13 protein-coding genes and 2 riboswitches are annotated in these 15,986 nt (G+C 70.1%); of the genes, 4 read left to right on the forward strand and 9 right to left on the reverse strand.

The window, feature by feature from the left end:
• Positions 1–96 precede the first annotated feature (96 nt).
• The 8 genes from IG78_RS43390 to IG78_RS0139175 form a co-directional block, all read right to left on the reverse strand.
• Positions 97–1,635, reverse strand: a complete 1,539-nt coding sequence (locus IG78_RS43390) for an ABC transporter ATP-binding protein (RefSeq protein ID WP_051853487.1) — start codon at positions 1,633–1,635, stop codon at positions 97–99.
• A gap of 11 nt (positions 1,636–1,646) precedes the next feature.
• On the reverse strand, positions 1,647–2,789 hold the full coding sequence (locus tag IG78_RS0139145; protein ID WP_051853484.1) for an ABC transporter ATP-binding protein: 1,143 nt from the start codon (positions 2,787–2,789) through the stop codon (positions 1,647–1,649).
• Positions 2,786–3,787, reverse strand: coding sequence for an ABC transporter permease (locus IG78_RS0139150; protein ID WP_030573878.1), 1,002 nt, complete (start codon positions 3,785–3,787; stop codon positions 2,786–2,788). Before IG78_RS0139150 ends, IG78_RS0139145 begins: the two co-directional genes overlap by 4 nt.
• A gap of 170 nt (positions 3,788–3,957) precedes the next feature.
• A complete protein-coding gene (locus IG78_RS0139155; protein WP_030573881.1) occupies positions 3,958–5,733 on the reverse strand; it encodes an ABC transporter substrate-binding protein in 1,776 nt (591 codons plus the stop codon).
• A 100-nt stretch (positions 5,734–5,833) separates the two neighbouring features.
• A complete protein-coding gene (locus tag IG78_RS0139160) occupies positions 5,834–6,838 on the reverse strand; it encodes an ABC transporter permease (protein WP_030573885.1) in 1,005 nt (334 codons plus the stop codon).
• A gap of 369 nt (positions 6,839–7,207) precedes the next feature.
• Entirely contained in the window at positions 7,208–8,026 is an 819-nt protein-coding gene (locus IG78_RS0139165) for an enhanced serine sensitivity protein SseB C-terminal domain-containing protein (RefSeq protein ID WP_404827814.1), read from the reverse strand.
• A gap of 209 nt (positions 8,027–8,235) precedes the next feature.
• The gene (locus IG78_RS0139170; protein WP_078965846.1) at positions 8,236–9,129 is read right to left on the reverse strand and encodes an enhanced serine sensitivity protein SseB; all 894 of its coding nucleotides are present in this window, start codon (positions 9,127–9,129) and stop codon (positions 8,236–8,238) included.
• 82 nt (positions 9,130–9,211) lie between these two features.
• Positions 9,212–9,943, reverse strand: a complete 732-nt coding sequence (locus IG78_RS0139175; protein WP_225882359.1) for an AAA family ATPase — start codon at positions 9,941–9,943, stop codon at positions 9,212–9,214.
• A gap of 151 nt (positions 9,944–10,094) precedes the next feature.
• A riboswitch (glycine riboswitch) is annotated at positions 10,095–10,198 on the forward strand.
• A riboswitch (glycine riboswitch) is annotated at positions 10,199–10,318 on the forward strand.
• 36 nt (positions 10,319–10,354) lie between these two features.
• Here IG78_RS0139175 and gcvT point away from each other — a divergent pair.
• From gcvT to IG78_RS0139195, 4 genes are all read left to right on the forward strand, one after another.
• Positions 10,355–11,482: a glycine cleavage system aminomethyltransferase GcvT gene (gcvT, locus tag IG78_RS0139180; RefSeq protein ID WP_030573895.1), complete on the forward strand. Its 1,128-nt coding sequence runs from the start codon at positions 10,355–10,357 to the stop codon at positions 11,480–11,482.
• 111 nt (positions 11,483–11,593) lie between these two features.
• Positions 11,594–11,971 (forward strand): glycine cleavage system protein GcvH, encoded by a 378-nt coding sequence (gene gcvH, locus IG78_RS0139185; RefSeq protein WP_030573896.1) that lies wholly within the window; start codon positions 11,594–11,596, stop codon positions 11,969–11,971.
• A gap of 21 nt (positions 11,972–11,992) precedes the next feature.
• Positions 11,993–13,255, forward strand: a complete 1,263-nt coding sequence (gene glyA / locus IG78_RS0139190) for a serine hydroxymethyltransferase (protein WP_030573897.1) — start codon at positions 11,993–11,995, stop codon at positions 13,253–13,255.
• Positions 13,256–13,413: 158 nt separating this feature from the next.
• A complete protein-coding gene (locus IG78_RS0139195; RefSeq protein ID WP_030573898.1) occupies positions 13,414–14,784 on the forward strand; it encodes an L-serine ammonia-lyase in 1,371 nt (456 codons plus the stop codon).
• Here IG78_RS0139195 and IG78_RS0139200 read toward each other — a convergent pair.
• Positions 14,771–15,790, reverse strand: coding sequence for a phosphatidylinositol-specific phospholipase C (locus IG78_RS0139200; protein WP_037687251.1), 1,020 nt, complete (start codon positions 15,788–15,790; stop codon positions 14,771–14,773). The genes IG78_RS0139195 and IG78_RS0139200 overlap by 14 nt on opposite strands.
• Positions 15,791–15,986 lie beyond the last annotated feature (196 nt).

Below are 15,986 nucleotides of genomic sequence, written 5' to 3' on the forward strand. Positions count from 1 at the left end.
CGCTGGGGCAGCCCGCCGCAGGCGAAAAGGGCGGGTGGGTGGGGGAAAAGCCCGTCCGGCGATTGAGGACGAGGCCGCAGGCCGACCGACCCGAGGTCACTCGGCCTTACCGGACCCCTTCTCCGGCTCAACGGACTCCCCCGCAACCGCAGCCTCCCCGGCCTCCGGGACCTCCGCGACCTCCGAAGCCACCGGCGCCGCCGGGGCCTTCGCGGCGTCCCGGCCCTTCGCAGCCTCCGCAGACTCAGCGGCCTTCGGCGCCTCCGCCGCCTTGGGAGCGTCCGGCACCTTGAGCCCCTCAGCGGCCTTGGGGACCTTCGCCGCCTCCGCAGCCTTGGCGGCCTCCGCAGCCTTCGCCGCCTCCACGGCCTTGGAACCCTCCGCAGCCTCGGTGGCCTCCCCAGCCTTGGGGGTCTCCACGGCCTTGGGGGTCTCCTCGGCCTTGGGACCCTCCGCGGCCGAGGAGCCCTCCGGGGCCTTGGGGGCGGCCTCCGGAGAGGCGCCCCCCTCCTGAACCTCCGCGGCAGCGGCATCCGCCGCGGTGGTCACCGACACCACATCGATCGCCTCCTTGGCGACCGAGAGAAGCTGGGTGTCCTCGGGCGCCTGGTCGGGCGCGTTCTCCGGGTGGTGGCAGGCCACCTGGTGGGCGGTCTCCAGGGTGAGGAACGGGGGCTCCTCGACCGCGCAGATCTGCGTCGCCTTCCAGCACCGCGTGTGGAAGCGGCACCCGCTCGGCGGGTTGATCGGCGAGGGCACGTCACCGCGCAGCAGGATCCGCTCGCTCTTGACGCCGCGCCGCTTGGGGTCGGGCACGGGCACAGCGGAGAGCAGCGCCTTGGTGTACGGGTGCATGGGCTTGCTGTACAAGTCCTTGCGGTCCGCGAGCTCGACCATCTTGCCGAGGTACATCACGGCGATGCGGTCGGACACGTGCCGGATGACCGACAGGTCGTGCGCGATGATCACGTAGGTGAGGCCGAGCTCGTCCTGGAGGTCGTCGAGGAGGTTGACCACCTGGGCCTGGATGGACACGTCCAGGGCCGACACCGGCTCGTCCGCCACCACGAGCTTGGGCTGCAGGGCGAGTGCCCGCGCGATGCCGATGCGCTGGCGCTGACCGCCCGAGAACTCGTGCGGATAGCGGTTGTAGTGCTCGGGGCTGAGGCCGACGCGCTCCAGCATCCCCTGGACGGTCTTCTTCACGCCGCCCTCGGGGCTGACGCCCTGGAGTTTGAAGGGCGCGCCGACGATCGTGCCGATGGTGTGCCGGGGGTTCAGCGAGGAGTACGGGTCCTGGAAGATCATCTGGACGTCGCGGCGAAGCGGCCGCATCCGTGCCGTGTTCAGGTGCGTGATGTCCGTGCCCTGGAACTCCACACGGCCGCTCGTCGGTTCGAGTAGCCGCGTGATGAGCCGGCCCATCGTCGACTTGCCGCAGCCGGACTCGCCGACGACGCCGAGCGTCTCACCGGAGCGCACGTCGAAGCTCAGCCCGTCGACGGCCTGCACGGCCGCGACCTGGCGCTGGAGCAGCCCCTTCTTGATGGGGAAGTGCTTCACCAGTCCCTCGACCTTGAGCAGCACCTCCCGCTCGTCGTCCGGGGCGGATTCCGCCTGCGAGGGGATGGTCATGTCCTGGTCCTTCACAGCTTCGGCGCAATCTCTTCGGTCCAGATCTTGGTGCGCTCCTCGCGCGACATGTGGCAGGCCGAGTAGTGGCCGGAGCCGACCTCGCGCAGTTCGGGGCGCTCGGTGCGCGTGATCTGGTCCTTGGGCACGTCGGCGTAGGGGCAGCGCGGGTTGAAGGCGCAGCCGCTCGGCAGGTTGATGAGGCTGGGCGGGGAGCCCTTGACCGGCACGAGGCGCTCGGTCTCCTCGCGGTCGATGCGCGGCATCGAACCGAGCAGACCCCAGGTGTAGGGGTGCTGGGGCTCGTAGAACACCTGCTGCGCGGAGCCGCGCTCGATGCAGCGCCCGCCGTACATCACGAGCAGGTCGTCGGCCATCTCGGCGACCACGCCCAGGTCATGGGTGATCATGATGACCGCGGAGCCGAACTCCTTCTGCAGGTCCCGGATGAGGTCCAGGATCTGCGCCTGGACGGTCACGTCCAGGGCGGTGGTCGGCTCGTCGGCGATGAGCAGCTCGGGGTTGTTCACCAGGGCCATGGCGATCATCGCGCGCTGGCGCATGCCGCCGGAGAACTCGTGCGGGTAGGCGTCCACGCGCTTGTTCGGTTCCGGGATGCCCACGCGGTCGAGCATGTCGATGGCGCGCTTGCGCGCGACCTTCTTGTCGACGTCGTGGTGCACCCGGTACGCCTCGACGATCTGCTTGCCGATCGAGTAGTACGGGTGCAGCGCGGACAGCGGGTCCTGGAAGATCATCGCCATCTCGCGGCCGCGCAGCTTGCGCACCTCGTCCGCGGGGGCGCTGAGCAGCTCGGTGCCGTTCAGCCAGATCTCGCCGGAGAGCTGCGCCTTGCGGCGGCCGTACTGGCCGGCCGTGTGCAGGCCGAGGATGCCGAGCGAGGTGACGGACTTGCCGGACCCGGACTCGCCGACGATGCCGAGGGTGCGGCCCTTCTCCAGCGTGAAGCTGAGCCCGTCGACGGACTTGACCACGCCGTCGTCGGTCGGGAAGTGCACCTTGAGGTCGCGCACCTCCAGGAAGGCGGAGGGAGCGGGCGAGCCGGAGACCACTTCGCCGACGGCCGCGCCTGACTTCGACACAGCGGCCGTCGCGGCGCCCTCGGGCGTCGCTCCGCTCTTGGACAGTTCGGTCATCCCAGCCTCACTCGCGGGTCAATGACGGCGTACAGAAGGTCCACGACGAGGTTGGCGACGGCGATCGCGAGGGCCGCACAGAGCGTGACGCCGAGGATCACGGGCAGGTCCTTGCTGCTGATGGCCCTGACCGCTTCGAGGCCGAGGCCCGGAAGGTTGAAGGTGGACTCGGTGAGCACGGCGCCGCCCATGAGCACGCCGAGGTCGAGTCCGAAGACGGTGAGGATGGGCGTCATCGCCGAGCGCAGGGCGTGTCTGCGGATGACCACGACCTCGCCGAGGCCCTTGGCACGCGCCGTGCGGATGTAGTCCTCGCCGAGCACTTCCAGCATGGTGGCGCGGGTGAGGCGGGCGTACATCGCGGCGTTGAGGAAGGCGAGCACGATCCACGGCAGGATCAGCGTCTGGAGCCAGACGTCGATCGAGTCGTCCGTACTGAGGCTGTCGGCGATCTCCACCCAGCCCAGGTTGTGGACGAAGATACCCATCGCGATCATGCCGGTGAAGAAGACGGGGAGCGAGACGCCGCCGAGGGCGGTGGTCATCGCGGCGCGGTCCCAGACGGTGCCGCGCTTGAGGGCGGAGACGACACCGGTGAGGACACCGGCTCCGAGCCACAGCACACAGGCGCCGGCGGCGAGCGCGCCGGTGACGGGCAGGGCGTCCTTGAGGGTCTCCCAGACGGGCGCCTCGGTACGGAAGGAGTACCCGAAGCAGGGTGCGGGGCAGTGCGTGACGTCACTGCCGTTGGCGTAGTCCCGGCCCATCGGGATGCCCTTGATGAAGTCCCAGAACTGGACGATCAGGGGGTCGTCGAGGCCGAGTTTGGTCCGGATGCCTTCGAGCTGCTCGGCTCCGGCCTGCTTGCCGGCGAAGAGGACGGCGATGTCCTGTCCCGCCCATTTGGGCAGCATGTAGAAGACGGTGAAGGTCGCGAGCAGTACGACCAGCACCATGATGATGACGGCGATCAGGCGCCGGATGAGATAAGCAAGCACTGTGCGCGGCCCGGCGGTGGCAGGCGCCCCCTTGTGAGGGGCTCCGGTCACCGCCCGGGGCCATCACCTGCCCTTCGGACTGGCGGGATGCGGCGGCGGTGTGTCGGGCGATCAGGAAAATCGGGTGCGGTCGCCGCGGCGGGCCTGAGCCCGCCGCGGCGTGCCGCCTGCTACTTCTTCTGGTTGACGCCGAGCGAGACGTAGTCGTAACGGCCGTTGTACGCGTCGGACATGTACGCGTTCGTCAGCCGCGAGCCACGCCAGGTGATGTTCTTCTCGTAGAGGAAGGGCATCCAGTCGGCCTGGTCGAGGATCCGCTTGTCGAGCTGCTTGTAGACCTCACCGCCCTTGACCGGGTCGGTCTCGGCGATCGCCTTGTCGAACAGGGCGTCGATCTTCTTGTCCTTGATCTGGGACTCGTTGTAGTTGCCGTTCTCGACGAGGAAGCGGCTGTCGAACAGCGGCTGGGCGTAGCCCTGGCCGGTCGGGAAGTCCGGGCCCCAGCCGCTCATCTGCATGCTGTAGCCGCGCTTCCTCACCACGGAGGGCGAACCGGTGATGGCGGCCGAGTCGGCGCCGTCGAGCTGCTCGACGGAGATGTTGATGCCGACCTTCTTGAGCTGGGCCTGGAGGGCCTCGGCGGTGTCGACCTCACCGGGGTTGTTGTTGCGCGCGGTGAGCTTGGCGCTGAAGCCGTTCGGCTTGTCGCACTGCTTCAGCTCGTCCTTGGCCTTGGCGACGTCGGGCTTGCCCTTGCGCGCCAGGATTCCGTACGGGTCGTAGTCGCTGTAGCCGGGGACGGCCTTCGGGAAGGTGCTGTTGGCGATCTCACCGGCGGCGAGCTCACCGCCACGGGTCTGCTGCAGGCCCGCGAAGTCGGTGCCGTAGAAGACGGCCTTGCGGCAGTGGACGTTGTCGAACGGCTTCGCCGTGTGGTTCAGCGCGACGTAGCGCACGAAGGACGTGTGCATGTTGTCGACGTTGCCCTTGTGCTTCTGCACGGCGGTGACGCGGCCGGACTGGGTCATGCCGGTGCCGTTGAGGTCGACGTCGTAGTCGCCGCTCATCAGGCGCTTGTCGTTCTCCTCCAGGTTGGCGGAGATCGTCACGTCGATCTTGTCGGGAAGCGCCGGGCGGATCGGGTCCGTGGCCTTCTTCCACTTGTCGTTGCGGACCAGGACGATCTTCTTGCCGGCCTTGTACTCGGCGAACTTGTACGGGCCCGCCGAGAACGGACGCTGGGTGTACTTGGCCTTGGTGTCCTTGGCCGCCTTGACCGCGGAGCCCGCGGGCATGGCGAGGAACTGCTCGAAGTCACCGTTGCGCTTGGGCAGCTTGAAGATGATGGTCTTGTCGTCGGGCGTCTCGATGGCCTTCAGACCGAGCTTGTCCTTGGACGTGTCCTTGTACGGGCCCTTGTACGTGCCCTTGGGGTCGAGCGTCTGGCGGATGTAGCCGGGGCCGCCGGTGATGGTGTCCGTCGCCCACAGGCGCTCGATGCCGTACTTGACGTCCTTGGAGGTCAGCGCCGAGCCGTCCTCCCAGGTGAGACCATCACGCAGCTTGTACGTGTAGGTCTTGCCGTCCTTGGAGATCTTCGCGGTGGACTCGGCGAGGTCCGGGACCAGCTTCGTGCTCTCCTTGCCGGGCTTGGTGTCGTACGACACCAACTGCCGGGTGTAGAAGCGCATGAAGTCCCAGGACATGCCGTAGTAGGCGCGCTGCGGGTCGGCCGAGTCCAGGTCCTGCTTGCCGACCATGCGCAGGGTGCCGCCGGCCTTCTTGGACGGGTTGGCGACCTTGTTCAGGGCGGCGTTGTAGCCCGCGCCCTTCCCGCCGCCGCTGTCGTCATCGTCGCCGCCGCCGCACGCCGTGGTGGTCACCAGCGCCGCGACGACGAGGGCCGCGCCGGCGGTGAGCCGTCGTTTCGGGGAAACTCTGGGCATTTTCTCGCAACCTCCGAGATTCGCGGTCCCGGCTTATCGCTGCCGAAGAACCATGGAAAGAGCCACCTGACCAGCGGCAGGGGCAAGTCAGTTGGGCCTGCTAGCGGGTTCCCTTGGGGTCGAGCGCGTCGCGCAGACCGTCCCCGAAGAGGTTGAAGGCGAGCACCGTGATGAAGATCGTCACGCCTGGGAAGACCATGAACATCGGGTCGTGCTCATACGTTTCGAGTGCGTCCCGCAGCATGCCGCCCCAGGAGGCGGTCGGCGGCTTGACGCCCGCGCCGAGGAAGCTGAGGGCGGCTTCCGTGAGGATGTTGGTGGGGATCATCAGGGTCGCGTAGACCGTGATCGGGGCGACCAGGTTCGGCAGCAGCTCACGGAAGAGGATGTGGCGCCGGCCGCCGCCGAGGCTCTTGGCCGCCTCCACGTACTCGCGTTCGCGCAGCGACAGCGTCTGGCCGCGCACGATGCGGCCGACGTACGGCCAGCCGAAGAAGCCGATCACCAGGACGAGGATCGCGACGCGCACGCTCGTCCCTTCCAGGCCCATCAGGTCGTCCGGGAGGACCGAGATCAGGGAGATGATGAAGAGCAACTGCGGGAACGAGAGCAGCACGTCCATCACACGGCTGATGAGCGCGTCGACCCAGCCGCCGAAGTAGCCCGCGATGATCCCGAAGAGGGTGCCGAGGACCACGGCGACGATGGCGGCGAGGAACGCCACCAGGAGCGAGATCCGCGCGCCGAAGACGATGCGGCTGAAGACGTCGCGGCCCTTGTTCGGCTCGACGCCGAACAGGAAGTCGCCGCTCACGCCGCCGAAGGAGCCCGTGGGCAGGTTGGTCAGCGGATCCAGCTTGTCCTGGTGGAAGTCGTTCGGCGGATGGCCGAGGACACTCACGATCAGAGGTGCGAAGACGGCCACCAGGACCAGGAGCAGCACCGTGACGCCGCCCGCGAGGGCGACCTTGTCACGCTTCAACCGGTTCCAGGCGATCTGCTTGAGGGAGCGCCCCTCGACCTTCTTCACCCCTGCATCGGCTGCGGGAGCGACGTCCTCGGTGGGTTTCGCGTCCGCAGGTGTGTCATGCAATGGCGCCGTCATCGTGGCAGGGACCCCTCTCAACCGGCGGTGACCGGCCCGCACTTGCCGCTGTAGCGACGTGATCAGTCCGTCGTACACAGGGGCGAAGGCCCCTTGCTGCGGGAGTCTTCAACGGGGTCGTGATCTGTTACCAGACTTGTCGGGGAATGGATGCGCAACCGTGATGCTGATCGAGGTGTTCCGTTATCCGGACGGGGCTGAACGACGGGCGAACACGGGGCAGTTGGTGAGCAAGGGGTCGAGGAGGTCTATACCAGTACGCCGACACCGTAAGGGGACATCCCGCCGGTCGGCGCTGATCAGCCCGATCCCGACCGTCGAGTTCCGGACGATGTCCGGATCACTGCGGTGGGGTTTGCGGTGATCTGTTCAGTACGGTGCGGGATACCCGTATCCGCCCGCCACGGGGGCGGCCGGGGCCGCCTGGGCGTCGCGGTCGTAGAAGGGCCGGGCGTTGGCGCGCAGCCACATCGCGACCGGGTCGTGCACGTCGGACATCGCCACGGTGGACACCGGCAGACCCTCGGGGACGGCGCCGATGGACTGCCGCATCATCGCGCGGACCGCGTCCACCGAGGCGGGCGAGGTGTCGTAGACGTCGAGGCCGATGGCCAGGTACGGGGCGCCGAGCGCGGGCTGCACCCAGGCGCGGCGCAGCGAGCGGACCGCCTGTGTGCGGTGGGCGTTCTGCGTCAACAAAGCGTAGAACTGTGGCAGTTCGATGGCCGGTTCCGTCAGCCTGAGCGGGCCCGCGGGCTGCTGGTCGAGGCCGCTCGTGAGACGGCGCAGATCCAGCCAGGGGATGCCCACGCCGCCGCCCGGCGCATGCGGATTCAGCCACAGGCCGTAGTGGTCGGGGTAGAGGGCGCGGGCCGCGTCGAGGCCGCCGATCACTTCGTACCCGCGGTTCCAGCCGCTGGCCGCGAGCTCCTGGGCGGAGGTCACGCACGGCGCGTAGCCGAGGCCCTCGATCTCCATGTTGCCGTACTGCGCGTCGGGGGACCCTGCCTGGCCGTGCCAGAGCAGCATCCAGACCTGGCCCTCCGCGAGGGCGTGCAGGAGCGCCTCGTACGTGTCGTAGCGCCCCGGGGCGACCTGGCGCAGCATGTGCTCGACCCGCTCCCACGGTGTCGACCGCGCTCGACCCTGGGTGGTCCCATCGCCCGCGGCCGTGCCCGACGCACTCACCCGTAACCGCCCCTTTGCGACGTGCCCTACGTACTCGACCGCCCCAGCTTACTTCTGGCGGGGGCGCCTTGATCGGGGCTTGTGCTGGTCGTCATCGTGCCGCCGCTTCGCGGGGAGGTTTCCCACCCACCCACCCGTCGCCGTCCGCCCCGGCGCGCCGGACGCAAACCCCGTGCGCGTCCGCCCCTGCGTGGCGGAGCTCGTGCCCCTCAGTGGGACGTGAAGAACGGGCGTATGCGTTCCCGCATCCAGTCCGCCACCGGGTCCTGGGCCACGTCCAGCAGGACGAGGTTGACCGGCCAGGGGAGGGGGCAGTGACCGAGGGCTCGGCCCAGGGCCCGCATGGGGAGGTCGCGGGCGTCGCCGTCCCAGGAGGTCAGTTCGACGCCCACGAAGAGCGTCGGGTCCTCGGTCTCGACGGCGGCCAGGCAGCGGCGGGCGGTGAGCACCACGCCTGCGCCCCGGAACTCCTCGGCCGCTGCGGCCAGGAAGTCGACCGGGTCCTCCTTCCAGTCCGGCTCGAACAGGCGCACGCGCCCCCCGCTCGCCGGTCCGTCGAGCTCGGTGCGCCCCACCCGGCACAGCGCCGCGACGGCGGGCGGCGGCAGCGGCACGGTGACGGTGCCCTCCGGGTTCAGGGCGATGCCGAGCTGCGGCGGCAGGCCGCGGGCGAACTCCACGGCGGGCGCCACGGTGCAGGGCATGCGGCCGCCCGTGGCCTGCTGGAACTGCTGCTCGGAGGTGAAGACGGGGACGTAGGCCTGGCCGTCGATGTCGAGGGTGGGCAGGTCGAGGGTCCCGCTGTCCGGGCCGCCGCCGCTCGGCAGCGGGATCCAGACCCGGCTGCGGCCCAGGGTCTCGACGATGCGGGCCCCCACCGCGTCGGACGGCGGTGCGCCGAGCGAGGCGGCGAGCACCTCCTCCAGCTCGTTGGCCGGCCACCCTCCGTACGGGTGCGCGTGCGCCGGTCCGTACGGATATGCGTGCTCCTGCGCCTGTACCTGTACCTGTGCCGGGATGCCGCCCGGGAGGTCCGCCGCGTAACCCGGGTGGCCCGGGTAGTCCGGATGGCCCGGGTGGCCCGGAAAGTCCGGATGGTTCATGTGCCTCGACCCCTGCTCTGCCGTGCTCCTGCTGCCGGTGCCCGACCCTAACGCCGGGGCCAGGACCGGTGGCGCCGGGCCCTCACGCCCCGAAGCCGATCTCCCTCAGCGCCCCGGCCGCCTCCCGGTCGAGCAGCACCGCCGAGCCGCAGCCCGGTGGCAGCTCGCCGCGCTCCACGGCCCGCACGAGGCCGCCGACCGTCCTGCGGTGCCGCGCGAAGGCGTACCGCGACACCCCGCGCCCGCGCGCCCGCTGCCCCTCGACGGCGGTCTCGACGGGCACGTCGAGCAGGAGCAGGCGCAGGGTCGTCCCACGGCGGGCCGCCGCCCTGGCCAGCCAGCGGCGCACCCAGGGCTGGGTGCCGCAGTCGTGCACGACGACGCCCTCGCCCGCGCGCAGGGCCCGGCGCAGACCGGCGTAGTGCGCGACGCGCACCAGGGGGCGGTAGAGCGCGTAGGGCAGCAGCCGCGGCATGCGGGCCGCCCAGCGGTCGCGGGTGTCCTGGGAGTCCACGCGGGGGCCCGCCACCGCGCGCCGCATCAGCGTGGACTTGCCGCTGCCAGGAAGCCCGGAGACCACCACGACGTCCGCCGCGCCGAAGACGAGGCGCCGGGGTCCCGCGGCGGCACCGCGGCCCCTGAGGTCACGCACGACCGGCCGCGGGAAGTACCCGAGGCTCTCGCGCGCGGGCACCCCGGTCTGCGGCGGCAGCACACCGACGCCGCCGCCCGGTGGCGCCACGCCCGTGGCCGCCTCACAAGCACTGCTCCTGCGCACCGTGATCCGCCTCCCCATGCTGGTCACGTCACTCATCCAGTACTTCTCCGTCGAGTGTAAAGAGAAGGTAATGACGCACAAGAGCGCCAAGGGCCCTGAAGCCCCCGAAACCAGCGCACTCAGGTTGCGGCTGTTGTGAAGAGGGGGCGCGTGCAATGATGTGCGCGCCAACTCCATACCGGCCGCTTGAATCCGCGCGGGAGAGTTCCCGGGGACATGACGTTCCCCCCGGGACGCCGAAGGAGCAAGTTCCTCCCTTGAATCTCTCAGGCCCCGTACCGCGCGGGCGAGGCACATCTGAAAAGCGGGCCACCACCGGTCACAGGGGCGGCTCCACCCAAGGTGCAAGTCATGTCCCGGCGCACGTACGGGCGTGGTGAACCTCTCAGGTCCGATGACAGATGGGGAGGATGGACCTCGCCCGTCATGCCCCGGGAGCCAGTACTGATGAGCAATACGCCACCACGCCACACTGCCCTAGACACCCTGCACCGGTCGCTCGGTGCGACCATGACCGACTTCGCGGGCTGGGACATGCCGCTGCGGTACGCCAGCGAGCGCGACGAGCACAACGCCGTCCGCACCCGGGCCGGTCTCTTCGACCTCTCCCACATGGGTGAGATCACCGTCACCGGTCCCCAGGCCGTGGACCTCCTGAACTACGCGCTCGTCGGCAACATCGGCTCCGTCGGCACCGGCCGCGCCCGCTACACCATGATCTGTCGGGCGGACGGCGGCATCCTCGACGACCTGATCGTCTACCGGCTCCAGGACGAGCAGTTCATGGTCGTCGCCAACGCCGGGAACGCCCAGGTCGTCCTGGACGCGCTGACCGAGCGGGCGGCCGGCTTCGACGCCGAGGTCCGCGACGACCGCGAGGCCTACGCCCTGCTCGCCGTCCAGGGACCGGAGTCCCCCGGCATCCTGAAGTCGGTCACCGACGCCGACCTCGACGGCCTGAAGTACTACGCGGGCCTGCCAGGCACCGTCGCGGGCGTCCCGGCCCTGATCGCCCGCACCGGCTACACCGGCGAGGACGGCTTCGAGCTGTTCGTGGCCCCCGAGCACGCCGAGCAGTTGTGGCGGGCCCTGACGGACGCGGGCGCACCCGTGGGCCTGGTCCCCTGCGGCCTGTCCTGCCGCGACACCCTTCGCCTGGAGGCGGGCATGCCGCTGTACGGGCACGAGCTGACCACGGCCCTGACGCCGTTCGACGCCGGTCTCGGGCGGGTCGTCAAGTTCGACAAGACGAGCCACGCGGACGACTTCGTGGGCGGCGAGGCGCTGCGGGGCGCAGCCGAGCGCGCCGAGGCCGCTCCCCCGCGCAAGCTCGTCGGCCTGATCGCCGAGGGCCGCCGGGTCCCGCGCGCGGGCATGAGCGTGGTCGCCGACGGCGAGGTCGTCGGCGAGGTCACATCGGGCGCGCCGTCCCCGACGCTCGGCAAGCCGATCGCGATGGCCTACGTGGACGTGGCGCACGCCGCTCCCGGCACGCCGGGCGTGGGCGTGGACATCCGCGGCACGCACGAGCCGTACGAAGTCGTCGCGCTGCCGTTCTACAAGCGCCAGAAGTGACACCCGGGCGCCAGAAGTGACCCGTGCGGGCGTCGGAAGTGACGTACGCCCGTCTCAGCCCGCAAGACCCACGTTCCCGAGCACACGTCCGCGTACAGGAGAATTCAGGCCATGAGCAACCCCCAGCGTCTGCGTTACAGCAAGGAGCACGAGTGGCTGTCGGCCACCGAGGACGGTGTGGCGACCGTCGGCATCACGGAGCACGCCGCCAACGCGCTCGGTGACGTCGTCTTCGCCCAGCTCCCGGTCGTCGGCGACACGGTGACCGCGGGCGAGTCCTGCGGCGAGCTGGAGTCGACCAAGTCGGTGAGCGACCTCTACGCCCCGGTCACGGGCGAGGTCGTCGAGGCCAACCAGGACGTCGTGGACGACCCGTCCCTGGTGAACTCGGCCCCCTTCGAGGGCGGCTGGCTGTTCAAGGTGCGCATCGCGGACGAGCCGGACGACCTGATGTCCGCCGATGAGTACACCGCCTTCACCGCCGGCTGAGCCAACCGTCAAGGATCTCCGATGTCGCTTCTGAACACCCCTCTCCACGAACTGGACCCGGACGTCGCCGCCGCCGTCGACGCCGAACTGAACCGCCAGCAGTCCACCCTCGAGATGATCGCCTCGGAGAACTTCGCTCCGGTCGCCGTCATGGAGGCCCAGGGCTCCGTCCTCACCAACAAGTACGCCGAGGGCTACCCCGGCCGCCGTTACTACGGCGGCTGCGAGCACGTCGACGTGGTCGAGCAGATCGCGATCGACCGCGTCAAGGAGCTCTTCGGCGCCGAGCACGCCAATGTGCAGCCGCACTCCGGTGCGCAGGCCAACGCGGCCGCGATGTTCGCGCTGCTCAAGCCGGGCGACACCATCATGGGCCTGAACCTCGCGCACGGCGGGCACCTGACCCACGGCATGAAGATCAACTTCTCCGGCAAGCTCTACAACGTGGTCGCCTACCACGTCGACGACGAGACCGGACAGGTCGACATGGCCGAGGTCGAGCGCCTCGCCAAGGAGGCCAAGCCGAAGCTGATCGTCGCGGGCTGGTCGGCGTACCCGCGCCAGCTCGACTTCGCCGCCTTCCGCCGGGTCGCGGACGAGGTCGGCGCGTACCTGATGGTGGACATGGCGCACTTCGCGGGCCTGGTGGCCGCGGGCCTGCACCCCTCCCCCGTCCCGCACGCGCACGTGGTCACCACCACCACGCACAAGACCCTCGGCGGCCCCCGCGGCGGCGTCATCCTGTCCACGCAGGAGCTCGCCAAGAAGATCAACTCCGCGGTCTTCCCCGGTCAGCAGGGTGGCCCCCTGGAGCACGTGATCGCGGCCAAGGCCGTCTCCTTCAAGGTCGCCGCCTCCGACGACTTCAAGGAGCGTCAGCAGCGCACCCTCGACGGCGCCCGCGTCCTGGCCGAGCGCCTGGTCCAGGACGACGTCACCGAGCACGGCGTCTCCGTGCTCTCGGGCGGCACCGACGTACACTTGGTCCTCGTCGACCTGCGCAACAGCGAGCTCGACGGCCAGCAGGCCGAGGACCGGCTGCACGAGGTCGGCATCACCGTCAACCGCAACGCGGTCCCGAACGACCCGCGGCCCCCGATGGTCACCTCCGGCCTGCGCATCGGCACCCCGGCCCTCGCCACCCGCGGCTTCACCGCCGAGGACTTCCGCGAGGTCGCCGACATCATCGCCGAGGCGCTCAAGCCGGGCTTCGACGCCGACGCCCTCAAGACCCGGGTGTCCGCTCTGGCCGCCAAGCACCCGCTGTACCCCGGCCTGAAGTAGTTTCGTACGCTTTAGTTGGTACGGACTTCCGGGGCACCGCGCACACTGGACACCAGGACAGTGCGCGCGGTGCCCCGCACCACGAGCCCCGCACCCAGCACTGCCCCGCACCACCCCGGCGGACAAAGGCGTCTACCACCCACCATTGGAGTTCTCTCGTGGCCATCTCGGTCTTCGACCTGTTCTCGATCGGCATCGGCCCGTCCAGCTCCCACACGGTCGGCCCGATGCGCGCGGCGCGGATGTTCGCCCGCCGCCTCAAGAACGAGGGCCTGCTGGCCCACACCGCCTCGATACGCGCCGAGCTGTACGGCTCCCTCGGCGCCACCGGGCACGGCCACGGCACGCCCAAGGCCGTCCTGCTCGGCCTGGAGGGCGAGTCCCCGCGCACGGTCGACGTCGAGAAGGCCGACGACCGCGTCGCGGAGATCAAGTCCTCCGGCCGCCTGAACGTCCTCGGCATGCACGACATCGCCTTCGCCTTCGACGACGACCTGGTCCTGCACCGCCGCAAGGCCCTGCCGTACCATGCCAACGGCATGACGGTCTTCGCGTACGACACCGACGGCGCGCTCGTCCTGGAGAAGACGTACTACTCCGTCGGCGGCGGCTTCGTCGTCGACGAGGACGCGGTGGCGGGCGAGGACCCGATCGTCCCCGAGGACACCGTCCTGAAGTACCCCTTCCGCACCGGCGACGAGCTGCTTCGCATGGCCTCCGAGACCGGTCTCTCCATCTCCGCCATGATGCTGGAGAACGAGAAGGCCTGGCGCACCGAGGAGGAGATCCGCGAGGGCCTCCTGGACATCTGGCGCGTCATGCAGGCCTGTGTCTCCCGCGGCATGTCCCGCGAGGGCATCCTGCCCGGCGGCCTGAAGGTCCGCCGCCGCGCCGCGAACTCCGCCAGGCAGTTGCGCGCCGAGGGCGACCCGGGGGCCCGCGCCATGGAGTGGATCACCCTCTACGCCATGGCCGTGAACGAGGAGAACGCGGCGGGCGGCCGGGTGGTCACCGCGCCCACCAACGGCGCCGCCGGGATCATCCCCGCCGTCCTGCACTACTACATGAACTTCGTGCCGGGCGCCGACGAGGACGGCGTGGTCCGCTTCCTCCTGGCGGCGGGCGCGATCGGCATGCTCTTCAAGGAGAACGCCTCCATCTCCGGCGCCGAGGTCGGCTGCCAGGGCGAGGTCGGCTCGGCCTGCTCCATGGCGTCGGGCGCCCTCGCCGAGGTGCTCGGCGGCTCCCCCGAGAAGGTCGAGAACGCCGCCGAGATCGGCATGGAGCACAACCTCGGCCTCACCTGCGACCCGGTCGGCGGGCTCGTCCAGATCCCCTGCATCGAGCGCAACGGCATGGCCGCGGTGAAGGCCGTGACCGCCGCGAAGATGGCCATGCGCGGCGACGGCAGCCACAAGGTGTCCCTCGACAAGGTCATCAAGACCATGAAGGAGACCGGCGCCGACATGAGCGTGAAGTACAAGGAGACAGCGCGCGGCGGCCTCGCCGTGAACATCATCGAGTGCTGAGCGCGCCCGCCGTCACCTGATTGCGGGCGATCAGCGTCTCCACCAGGCCGGCGCGGGTGTTGGGGTAGTCCATCGGTACGATCCCGAGCCCGCGCCAGGCGCGCCCCTCCGCGCTCTCCAGGAGCGTGTGCACACGCGGGTTGAGGTCGTCGGAGTTCCACCGGGGCGGCAGCCCGGCCGCGGTGCTGACGAAGTTGACGTACTGCTTGCCGGGGCTGCTCGCGGCCTTCCTGAAGTGCGCCTCGATCTTGGGGTACTTGGCGGCGGGCGCCGCGTTCCAGTCGTCCTGGAGGTCGAAGACACCGCCGTCGCCCCACCGGATGCCGCCGGGCAGACCGCCGTTGTCGGCGATGAGCACGACTTTCCCGCGTACGTCGCCGAGGCGCGGCCAGGCCGTCCCGATATGGAAGAGGGACCGCCAGCCGCGCCGGTCCAGATAGTCGTCGAAGACGGCCCGGAACGCAGCGTCGCTCGCCTGCGAATACTCCTGCTTGACCCGCATGAGGACGGTCTCCGTGGGCTGCCCGCCGAGGAAGTCCCGGCAGGCGCGCAGCACGTCGTCGAAGTTCAGGTTCTGGTAGAACGCGCCGTGGTGGATGGTGAACGAGCCCTCGAAGGCCCGGCACCGGATGTCCAGGAACCGTATTCCCGCGGCGAGTTGGGCGCTGATCGTGGTGTTCTGGCACTCCACCCACCAGCCGCCGAAGCGGGCGCCGGAGTCGTGGGTGCCGGGGATCGTCAGGCGTTGCAGCGGGGTGGCGGCATCGATCCCCGCCATCCAGTTCCGCACGCCACGTACGCCGTGTACGCCCCGTATGCCGTGTACGCCACGTACGCCGTGTACGCCACGTACGCCGTGTACGCCACGTACGCCGTGTACGCCACGCACCTGGTCGCGGCGCGCGGCACTCGCGGGCGACGCGGCCGACACGGGCCGCGTGAGGGCGGTGGCGGAGGCCGTCGCTGCGGCGGCGGAGGCGAGGAAGGCGCGGCGGGTCAAGGGCATGTGGGAGGTCCTTGGGGTGTGGGGGCGTGCGGGGGGCGGGGAGCAGTGCGCCACTACCGAGTACAGCGGGCAGCCCGGCAAATCAACCCCCGCGCACAACTCCCCCCACCTGGCGGGGCGTTGGGCACCCCCCGCCCCGAATGCCTCCCCCACCCCACCCCCCGGCGTTTGACCCGGCCCCCACCACCCGGATGGC

It is taken from the genome of Streptomyces aureocirculatus (assembly GCF_000720475.1).
Taxonomy (GTDB): Bacteria; Actinomycetota; Actinomycetes; order Streptomycetales; family Streptomycetaceae; genus Streptomyces; species Streptomyces aureocirculatus.

Excerpts from the sequence above, each read along its gene's own strand:
- IG78_RS43390 (WP_051853487.1), bottom strand. The coding sequence starts at position 1,635 with ATGACCATCCCCTCGCAGGCGGAATCCGCCCCGGACGACGAGCGGGAG.
- IG78_RS0139145 (WP_051853484.1), bottom strand. The coding sequence starts at position 2,789 with ATGACCGAACTGTCCAAGAGCGGAGCGACGCCCGAGGGCGCCGCGACG.
- IG78_RS0139155 (WP_030573881.1), bottom strand. The coding sequence starts at position 5,733 with ATGCCCAGAGTTTCCCCGAAACGACGGCTCACCGCCGGCGCGGCCCTC.
- IG78_RS0139160 (WP_030573885.1), bottom strand. The coding sequence starts at position 6,838 with ATGACGGCGCCATTGCATGACACACCTGCGGACGCGAAACCCACCGAG.
- IG78_RS0139170 (WP_078965846.1), bottom strand. The coding sequence starts at position 9,129 with ATGAACCATCCGGACTTTCCGGGCCACCCGGGCCATCCGGACTACCCG.
- IG78_RS0139175 (WP_225882359.1), bottom strand. The coding sequence starts at position 9,943 with ATGAGTGACGTGACCAGCATGGGGAGGCGGATCACGGTGCGCAGGAGC.
- gcvT (WP_030573895.1), top strand. The coding sequence starts at position 10,355 with ATGAGCAATACGCCACCACGCCACACTGCCCTAGACACCCTGCACCGG.
- gcvH (WP_030573896.1), top strand. The coding sequence starts at position 11,594 with ATGAGCAACCCCCAGCGTCTGCGTTACAGCAAGGAGCACGAGTGGCTG.
- glyA (WP_030573897.1), top strand. The coding sequence starts at position 11,993 with ATGTCGCTTCTGAACACCCCTCTCCACGAACTGGACCCGGACGTCGCC.
- IG78_RS0139200 (WP_037687251.1), bottom strand. The coding sequence starts at position 15,790 with ATGCCCTTGACCCGCCGCGCCTTCCTCGCCTCCGCCGCCGCAGCGACG.